Source organism: Rosenbergiella gaditana (assembly GCF_018494065.1).
Classification (GTDB): Bacteria; Pseudomonadota; Gammaproteobacteria; order Enterobacterales; family Enterobacteriaceae; genus Rosenbergiella; species Rosenbergiella gaditana.
Genome location: NZ_JABBFR010000011.1, coordinates 113,052 through 122,242 on the forward strand (window position 1 = coordinate 113,052; position 9,191 = coordinate 122,242).

The 9,191-nt window shown below is 39.3% G+C and carries 8 protein-coding genes and 1 rRNA gene; 1 reads left to right on the top strand and 8 read right to left on the bottom strand.

What is annotated here, in order from left to right; translation table 11 throughout:
• Positions 1-28: 28 nt before the first annotated feature.
• Positions 29-916 carry a polysaccharide deacetylase family protein gene (locus tag HH682_RS09670; protein WP_250318648.1) on the bottom strand — a complete coding sequence of 296 codons (888 nt, stop codon included), beginning with the start codon at positions 914-916 and terminating at the stop codon, positions 29-31.
• A 116-nt stretch (positions 917-1,032) separates the two neighbouring features.
• On the opposite strand from HH682_RS09670, the gene HH682_RS09675 reads away from it, so the two are divergent.
• Positions 1,033-1,185, top strand: a complete 153-nt coding sequence (locus tag HH682_RS09675; RefSeq protein WP_214237357.1) for a hypothetical protein — start codon at positions 1,033-1,035, stop codon at positions 1,183-1,185.
• Positions 1,186-1,249: 64 nt separating this feature from the next.
• On the opposite strand, the gene rrf is transcribed toward HH682_RS09675, so the two are convergent.
• The 7 genes from rrf to fimA all read right to left on the bottom strand — a co-directional run bounded on the left by rrf (position 1,250) and on the right by fimA (position 8,438).
• Positions 1,250-1,365 (bottom strand): 5S ribosomal RNA (rrf, locus tag HH682_RS09680).
• Positions 1,366-1,907: 542 nt separating this feature from the next.
• The gene (locus tag HH682_RS09690) at positions 1,908-2,435 is read right to left on the bottom strand and encodes a fimbrial protein (RefSeq protein ID WP_214237358.1); all 528 of its coding nucleotides are present in this window, start codon (positions 2,433-2,435) and stop codon (positions 1,908-1,910) included.
• Positions 2,436-2,473: 38 nt separating this feature from the next.
• Positions 2,474-3,484, bottom strand: a complete 1,011-nt coding sequence (locus tag HH682_RS09695; RefSeq protein ID WP_214237359.1) for a fimbrial protein — start codon at positions 3,482-3,484, stop codon at positions 2,474-2,476.
• A 235-nt stretch (positions 3,485-3,719) separates the two neighbouring features.
• Positions 3,720-6,386: a fimbria/pilus outer membrane usher protein gene (locus HH682_RS09700; RefSeq protein ID WP_214237360.1), complete on the bottom strand. Its 2,667-nt coding sequence runs from the start codon at positions 6,384-6,386 to the stop codon at positions 3,720-3,722.
• Between the two features lie 65 nt (positions 6,387-6,451).
• The gene (locus tag HH682_RS09705) at positions 6,452-7,147 is read right to left on the bottom strand and encodes a fimbria/pilus periplasmic chaperone (protein WP_420826200.1); all 696 of its coding nucleotides are present in this window, start codon (positions 7,145-7,147) and stop codon (positions 6,452-6,454) included.
• Positions 7,148-7,176: 29 nt separating this feature from the next.
• Positions 7,177-7,770: a fimbrial protein gene (locus HH682_RS09710; RefSeq protein WP_214237361.1), complete on the bottom strand. Its 594-nt coding sequence runs from the start codon at positions 7,768-7,770 to the stop codon at positions 7,177-7,179.
• Between the two features lie 71 nt (positions 7,771-7,841).
• Positions 7,842-8,438 carry a type 1 fimbrial major subunit FimA gene (fimA, locus tag HH682_RS09715; protein ID WP_250318649.1) on the bottom strand — a complete coding sequence of 199 codons (597 nt, stop codon included), beginning with the start codon at positions 8,436-8,438 and terminating at the stop codon, positions 7,842-7,844.
• Positions 8,439-9,191: the final 753 nt, after the last annotated feature.

Consider the following 9,191-nt stretch of genomic DNA (forward strand, 5'->3'; position numbering starts at 1 on the left):
ATCGCCGGCATAGCAGCCGGCGACAGCTTTATTCAAATAGCGCAGCAATGTCTCCTGGTGTGGTCAGCCAAAACTCATCGCGTCGCTGCATCAGTTTATGTAGTACCTGCTTTAACCGGTAGAAGCGAAAGGGTTGGCCCACAATATAAGGATGTAAGGCAATACCCATTACTTGTGGGGAATGTTCACTGCGTGCCAATAACTCTTCAAATTGATACTCAATCATCTGACAGAAAGTATCAATTGACGCGCCATTCGGGATTATGGTGGGAATATCGTTAATTTCTTGAGGGTATGGTACGGAAAGCAATGGCCCATTCTCTGTGGAAAACGGCGTTGGCATCTCATCATGTGCCCAGTTTAAGGTATAGCTAAACTGATGTTTGGCGAGTAACTCAGGAGTATGGAAGCTTTCCGAGATCCAGGGTGATAACCAGCCTTTTACCTTTTTGTTTTGATAATTTTTTAACCGTTCCTGACAGGTTGCGATCAGGGTATCCTCCTCGGCCAATGCTAACTCCCCTTGGCGCTGAGAATTAGTATGTCCATGACCAATCAACTCGCTTCCCGGTATTGCTAACCAACGATCAAGTAACTCAGGGCAATAGTCTAGGATTGAAGTATTAGCGATGACCGCGGGAGGAATGCTCAATGCCGTAAACAGCTCCGCTAAATGCCATCCGCCTACTCTGTTACCATAATCCCGCCAGCTGTAGTTCAGCACATCTGGGTAATTTGCATTGGCCGAAAGCTTCGCCCCTTCTTGAGAATCGAATGAAAAATGTTCGAGATTCATCGCAACATAGAGCGCTAAGCCCTTCCCATTCGGCCACCGCTTCGGGTTGATTAACGTTCCAGCCGCATTAGGATAGCGCTGAGGAGTGATAGGGGACTGTAGTTGCACTTTCTTCGACATTTTTGACTCGCGTTAGGTTAACGGTATCGAGTCAGTATAGTCATTTTTATGGTAATTCGGAGAGATAAGGGATATTGCATGCTAAAATAGCGGAGATATCGATAAGGAATGAGATAATGAAAAAGATAATTTTTTTATTAAGTGTACTTTTATTGATCAGTTGTGCGGCAAAGAAAGAAAAGACCGCTGACCAGCCAGTATTGCACAATGGAAAATGTGCGAATGCAGGTAAGGCCATCAATTGCACTTGGAATGATGTTTCAATTTAAAGGTTTTTTAAAATTCCAATGCAAAAAGGCCATCCGTAAGGATGGCCTTTTTGTCTTATTGGATGCCTGGCAGTTCCCTACTCTCGCATGGGGAGACCCCACACTACCATCGGCGCTACGGCGTTTCACTTCTGAGTTCGGCATGGGGTCAGAAGGGACCACCGCGTGAGTGCCGTCAGGCAAATTATGTACAGCGTCTGATTTGTTGGGCCACAAGGCTGAATCCTCTGGGTTATCGCCGAACTGTTCCAACGGAGAGCTTCTTGATAGGTTTATTCATGTAATCCTGCCTACTCTCGCTTCGCCGCCTAGCAGTAATACTCTCTCAGTAAAAACTAATAACGTAGCTTTACATGACCTCTCACGAAAGGTTGTCACAAAATTGGGTGGGACTAGTATCACTGATTATGAAGCAATGAGCCGCAGCATCGATATTTGGACAGATATTACAGGTCTTTTTACCACGGACCCTAGAATTGTCCCTAATGCTCAAAAAATTGAAGAGACGAGAGTGCTATCTTTACGTCGTTATCAAACCTTACTTTGACTGTATAGTTTGAATATCCTACATGAATGTAGTTTTCTAGCTGAAGTATTTGCTATTTTGGCGAAACATCATATTTACGTCGATTCAATTACAACAGCTGAAGTAAGCATTACCTTAACCTTAGATAGAAAGGCCAGTACTGACATAGTACAACCCCCCATAGAGCAGAGAACAATTAATCATAAGTCAGCGTAAAAATGCTATCAGCATTAGCTGTACCGGCTGTAACAACGCCTGTGTTGGTGATATATCGAGCAGAAAAACCAAATACCGCATTACCGTCCTTATCAACCGCTGTGCGTTTAGACATCGTATTGATTGCTAAACGATTATGGGATTCATCAAGCAATTCGATTGCAATACCCGTTGCAGTGCTATCGGAACTTAACGCCAATAAACTGGCATCATTCTTATCACCTTTGCCCGAAAAATTTACCTTTACTCCATTACCTGAACAATCAGTAAGACGAATACTCCAATCTATAGATGATGACTTCGCCCCGGGATGATTCAATTGACGAGTCGGCCAGTGACCCAAATCAATTGTTTTCTCGAGATCAGCGGGATCAACAGTACATGAGAAGGCAACCACTGTCCCGTGCAAATTTATATTAATCTCTTGCAATTTTTTAGCGTAGGCACTGTAATTGATCTGAACGAATGCGAATACCAGTAATAGTATTCTCAGAATTATTACCTTCATTAAAATTAAAAATCTCCTCATAAAAAATAGTAAAATCACTAGTCAAAATCGATACGTAAATATCCTTGAGCAGAAAATATTCCCTCCTTAGGTGTTTTGCCAGTTATACTGACCGGCCATGCCGTAATTGGAACCTCTGCTTTACCCGTATCATTTAATTTAAAAGGAATCTTGCTATCAATATTATTTGGCGTTAAGGGGACCCTATTCTTATCACCAACAATAAACCCTATATCTTTATTATCAGAAACAATTGCCTTACCAGATACATCACCAGATTCCAGCCGCATACTTAATAGTGCTTGCGCATCTATATTTTTGCATTGAATCGCGATTTGACGAGTTTGTTCATTTACACCTAGCGGTTTATTTCCGGCACCTGCATTTGAAAAAGCCGTTTTACCTATATTACCAAAATCGATATCAATAGTCTTTCCAGTATCCAACTCACAACTTTGTGGGACTTCTATTTGTCCACCAATTGATACCGTATACAGCACGTGGGTGTGCGGTTCACCCTTTTCTGTATTCAAATAAACTTGAAATACTGTATCGTTGGGTAAGTCCGCACGGCCAACAAAAGGCTTAATTATTTTGATACTAAAAACAAAATGAGACTCCCAGACTAAAAACTCATCAGGCGAGTCCTTCCATGCTACATCCCCCATTTTCATATCTAGTACAGGCGGATAAAAAGTGATCCCTTTAGAATCTACGATTTCACTCCCTAATTCCAGATAATCATTTAATTTAATGTATTTCATCTCTCCAATTTGCTCTACAACTGGAAATTTTGTGTCATAGCTTTTGTACGGGCGACCATCATGTGAATAGGGAAATAGGCACGATGCGTGAATACCAGTATTATTAGTCCGGCTGAGATTTAAAATATACCCAGGAGTGTTACTTTTAGGATCTTCTACCATTGCAGTTAAATCAATAGAAATATCGTAGTGGTCATTAGAATAATGTGTAGGGCAAGCAGCCGCCATAGATGGTGCCGCCACACACCATAAAACAAGTGCTATGATACAATAGATTTTTTTCAAAATTTTATCCTCATGGTAAATTATTGTTTACCTATATAAGTAACTGGCACCCGTAGCAATAGTCTGTATAAGTATTGAAATCCCCGTTAGAAAAAACAATCATTTTCACCTCTCAGATATCTCTAGCGATATTCTACTTGCCTGGCTAACTGAATGATAATTCCTTATTCAATCCATACTAAAACTACAAAGTAAACGCTTTCTGAAAGTTGCCAGCGCGACTCACTGATTTACCTTAAGTATTACAGTCGAGATTTAATTGTACTATAGGCTTTTCTGCATCGGCCTTCGTCACGACATAATGTTGACTGCACCGTTCAGATGAAGAGGGTCCCCACACAATGTCAATCTTTCCATTCATTGGGATGGAAGATAAATAGACCTGGCCTGCTTCATTAACAATGCCTGTCGCACCTGAGTTTTTCTCAGTCACTTCTGAACCAAAGGGTAAAAAACGGCCATTGCGTTGTAGAGTGAAAAGAGCACGTAAACCTGTGTGAGCAACAAAAGATGCTCTGACAACCGCCCCTTCAGTCGGGACGACATTTTGAACGTTGTTCTCAATATCGGTATGTAAATCGAGGCTATCAACGTCCAGTGCAATCCGGTTATTTCGATACATTGTTGCAGAAGGCTGCACCGTATATCCACGCCAATCTGTTTTCATACCGGACCCACTACTCCCGACACGAACACCTTTAGCACCAGGCGCTTTTATCAATACATTAGTAGTACCTAGCGATTGGCTAAGGGTAATCCCATCAGCATGGGCTAATACTCCCCCGGCAACACTCCAATTAGCACGCTTATCCGATTTACTCGAACTGTAACCGAACGTACCCTCAGCGTAGCTACTGTGTAATGTAGCCGTGGCTGAGTAACTGTCGCCATAATTATTCATATGACTTTGAGTCAATGAATAATTTAAATTTTTCGCTTCAAGCAAAGAGCCACTAATCCCGGTTTGTATCCGAGTAGTGCCATCCTGCTGATGACTCACAGAGGACGTGGCATACATATGATCAGCGACTGTATTAGCGCGATTGCTGTTAAACAATCTACCTAAAGGAATTGACGCTGATAATGAAATCTGGCGATCAGTCCCTGCGATACCTGTATTACGACTTAATGAGTACGAAATATTATAATTAACATACTTAAAAGAACTGGATAAACCAGCTTGATACCAAATATCTTTATCGGGGCTATTCCAGTACGATTGTTGACTCCCCGAAACATATATTGACCCAAAATCGTTAATTTGCTGCGAAATATTTAACTGAAAGCGCCCTTTTTTACTCATACGCAAGTTATGGTAGCTTAAGGGTTCATATTTATAGCCCTTTCCATCACCTTTATCTTGCCATGAGTACTGATAACCTTCCATGTTACTCCACGCTGTTTCATCTAAGGTATAGAAGCCACGCGTTGAATAGCGGTAACCTAAAAGCTGTACATTCGTACCAAATTCATTAAGTGTTTTATTATATAAAAATTTTACAGATTGTCCTTGATGACGGCTACCGTCTGCCAGCTGACTGGAAGACGCTGTAATATCTGAAGAAAATGCCCCCCAATCACCGAGGTTTTGGCCGAGTCCTACTGAATAAGCGCGGTAGTTGTCAGCTAGCTGAGCGCCGCCATAGATAGTGTAACCTCCCGATAACCCTTTAGAAAAAGTAGCTTGTCCAAAAAAGGGTGCATTTTTTTCACTCAGACCAGTACGGTACTTACCGGCTACAGCTTCATAACTGAAATGTTTTTCGCGTTCCAGTAATGGCACTGACGAATAAGGTACGAGATAGTGCTGCGTCTCACCCGCATCATTTTTTACCAAAATATCAAGGTCTCCACTCGAGGCGGTGGAGTTTAAATCATTAATCTCAAATGCACCTGATTGCACAATATTTTGATAGATCAAGTAACCATTTTGACGAATTTCAACTGTTGATCGACCTGAAGCTATACCCTTAACTGTAGGAGCATAACCTTGTAGGCTATCTGGGAGCATAGCCTCGGACGAATAGATACGTGCCCCTCTAAAGTTAACACTATCAAAAACATTTCCAGCAGTATTATTATCACCCAGGATGAGTTCACTTTTTAATGGAATAACCGAACGCTGTAAATAAGTGGAAACATTCTGCCAATAATGTTTAGCCTCAGTACCTTTATAAGATGCATAGCTCCAAACACCGTTATGACGAAGTCGCCAAGCGCCAATATTTATTCCAGAAGTCAAATTTGCATAGATATTCTTATTTAACTTACTTTGCTCACCGGTCAGCGAATAATTGAGTAAACCAGCATTAATACCTTCATTCCATTCTTCTGGAGGAATGTACCCAGCGATATTATTTTTTACCGCGGACTGTGGAAAGAATAAGTTCAATCGCTGCTTAGGGAAATCATAATAAAAATTAGCCCCAGGATAGATAGTTCTAAAATCGATACAGCTGTTTGCGTCTATACCATCTTTTTGAGCAGCGATATCAGAAGTTTTTACCCCTACCCGATTTAGGAAATCGATGGTCAAACAGGGAACTAACCCGGTCTCATCTTTTTTAAAATTTTCTACAATATGAGCAATTTCACTGTTTGAGAGGTTTTCATTTTCAGAACTTTTTTCTTTTATATTATCATTCTGAATATTGTTCTTATCATTGTTTTTTTCATCTATCTTGAACAGTACATCTTTTGAGGTAATAAATTCATCATTAAACCAAATATCCACATGATAAAGACCGGGTGCTTGGTCTGCACCTTTTTCAAAGCGTGAAAGATCCGCAACAGTATTTCCATCAGAACTTAGAAATGCAGGATTAAACCAGTCCTCAGCATAGGAAGAAAAAGCTGGCAAACCAGAAATAATCAATACGCTGCTACAATTCTTCATTAACATAAAGAAATTTCTAAATAGTATTTGATTATAAAACATATTGACCAACTTATTCTTACAATAGATATTTATTGATATTTTCCTAATTGTGAAGCTGTTATAGCACCGTAGTCATTGACAGTCTGATAACGAACCTCACCCGTAACACCTGAAGGTAAAACTACAGAAATATTATTTTTAGGCGCAATCATTTCATTATTTATTTTCTTACCACCAACAGTTAAGTTCACTAAAGAAATATAATAAGGGGTCGGATTTTCTATTATTAACTTACTATTTTCTTTTTTAAAGATAAGATGGTTAGGAGCATCTTCTGACCTCATATCAATTGAGTGAGGTCTCATAAACAATTTAATTCTAGAGAGTACAGCAAGCTGTAAAGTATTTCGGGACTTAGCTGAATTTTTATCAACTGCTGGAATAGCCTTCACGCTAAGCCAATAAACGGTTTCTTTATCTTGTGGCAATGGTTTACCAGTATAGATAATTCGAAGTGAATTTTCACTCTTAGGTGAAGAGGTAAACAGTGGTGGCGTTACAGCGAAATCTGCCGTTTTATTACCGCCTTCATCTTCCACCCATGCTTGAATTAGGAACCGTTCGTGCGCGTCACTGTTGTGAATCGCAAGTGAACTTTGTGCTGATTCTTCATCATAAATGACACGCGTTGCGCCTAAGCCAATTCCACTCGCCATCGTATATGTGCTCACGCACATAGTTAATGAAAAAAAGAGACTTTTTAGTAAATTCATTTTTAGATTCATAATGTTAATACCCCAATAGAAAGTGATTATTACCAATAGACAAGGCTAAACCAAACCTCACTATTGAGTTCAGACGGATTTAAAACTCTGGCACTGGCATGATATCGAGCCGTGAAATGTAAAATCATATCAAAGCCATCTAAGCTTGTTTGGCTAGGGATCACCGTGTTGGGTTTAATACGTTGATTTGATTCGTCGAATAACATTAAATCTAACCCTGTATATCCCCCATCACCTGTCATACCGATAGGAATATCGTTTCTACCCGTCACAAGAAAAGAATCAGGATCTTTGCTATCAGTTACACCAAAAAAACTAATACCAACATGGTTCGCTATTTGGGGATCACAATCAGTAAGAACAATATTAAAAGGCACCGCTACCGAAGACATATCACCAACCCGGTGAAAAGCATCCGTTCTATATTGCCCCATATTAATAAGCATCTCTTGGCTTTCTGTTGAGACGACACAAGCACCTTCATTAATGAGCCCTTTCATGTGTACATCACCACCATAAACGGTCACTATAGGGGGTTTTCGAGCCTCGGCCATAGGAATAAATGAAGCACTAATTAATACAATTAATATACATGAATTAACAAACAGATTACTGAACCACATAAATAAGACCTCATCGATAGTTTCCTCGGCTAGCTTAAGCTAACCGAGGAAAAAATCTAACGAATCAGTACTTACTGATATTGCAGTACAAACATTGCATCTGCATCTGCTTGACCGGCTGTAGGTTTCGCACTAGTGGAAACATATTGAGCGGCGAATTGTAGGGTGTTACTTCCGTCAATGATAGTATGCGCAGCAGAGAATTTAGAACCATCAATTGGTAAAACTTTAGAGGTTTCATCAAGGATTTGAATACCTACACCTGAAGCTGTATTCGCATTATCACCTGCTGAATTGATAGCCAGTAAATCAGAACTGGTAGTATCTTGCTGACCAGTAAAAGCGATTGCTGCGGTAGTTGCGACAGAAGTATCACAGTCTTCCAATTGGATTTGGAAAGGTACCGTTGCAGATTTATCACCAACTTTTTTAAAGTGATTTAGGGTATATTGTCCTAGCTCAACAGTTTGATCAGCAGATTTGGTGCTAACAACGCAAGCCGCATCAACTAATGAACCCGTAAAGTGAACAGTACCACCATTTACAACTTTAGTTGATGGAGCTGGAGCTGGAGCTGGAGTATCCCCACCATCATCCGCTGCGAAAGCTGTACCAATAGATAAAGTCATTGCAGTACTTAATAATAATACCAATTTATTTAATTTCATTTCTATCCCGTTAATACAATATATATGCTAGTTAATAGATATCGGTTAATTCTTTATACCGAATTTTATTTTTATGCTGTAATGATTACTCTGGTAATACGTTCACAGACAACTTTCTTAGCAAACTATTTATTAGAGTGGTTAAAATAAAAACCCTATATAAATAAACTCACCACTTAAAGAGTGTCTATTTATAACATTACCAATTTTATAATTTACACCGAGATAAATTACCCTTTAATTTCACCAAAAAATAATTTCATGAAATGAATGAAATATTCAAATTAAAATAAATCCTCTATAACGAAGAGAGAAATTATTCCAATAGAATCTAAAAAGGACCTCTAACTCGATGAAAAAATAATAGCAATTTACGGATGGCGAGTCAAAAATGATAAAAAACACAAAGCATTAGGAAGTATTGTTAATTAGCTGACTAGTTATATGGCGTAAAATTAAGGTGCTTATATAGAAAAGATTTTTATTGTATATATATACGTATTTACACAGTTGCTAGTTCGAATAAATCAAACCTAGCTATTAATTAGCGATATGAGTAATAAATCCAGTTGATGATAACCTATTTTCAGTAATATTATTTTACATTTAAATGTTAAAGTAAGTTAGGTAATGACTCCAATTTATTGATTTAGTGTATGATGGTGTTTTTGAGGTGCTTCTGTGGCTTCCATCTCCGTGTGCTGTCCCTCTTGTTCCGTGACTAAAGGCGTTGTCTGTAACGGCAAAAGTACT

Excerpts from the sequence above, each read along its gene's own strand:
- HH682_RS09670 (WP_250318648.1), bottom strand. The coding sequence starts at position 916 with ATGTCGAAGAAAGTGCAACTACAGTCCCCTATCACTCCTCAGCGCTAT.
- HH682_RS09675 (WP_214237357.1), top strand. The coding sequence starts at position 1,033 with ATGAAAAAGATAATTTTTTTATTAAGTGTACTTTTATTGATCAGTTGT.
- HH682_RS09690 (WP_214237358.1), bottom strand. The coding sequence starts at position 2,435 with ATGAAGGTAATAATTCTGAGAATACTATTACTGGTATTCGCATTCGTT.
- HH682_RS09700 (WP_214237360.1), bottom strand. The coding sequence starts at position 6,386 with ATGTTAATGAAGAATTGTAGCAGCGTATTGATTATTTCTGGTTTGCCA.
- HH682_RS09705 (WP_420826200.1), bottom strand. The coding sequence starts at position 7,147 with ATGAATCTAAAAATGAATTTACTAAAAAGTCTCTTTTTTTCATTAACT.
- HH682_RS09710 (WP_214237361.1), bottom strand. The coding sequence starts at position 7,770 with ATGTGGTTCAGTAATCTGTTTGTTAATTCATGTATATTAATTGTATTA.
- fimA (WP_250318649.1), bottom strand. The coding sequence starts at position 8,438 with ATGAAATTAAATAAATTGGTATTATTATTAAGTACTGCAATGACTTTA.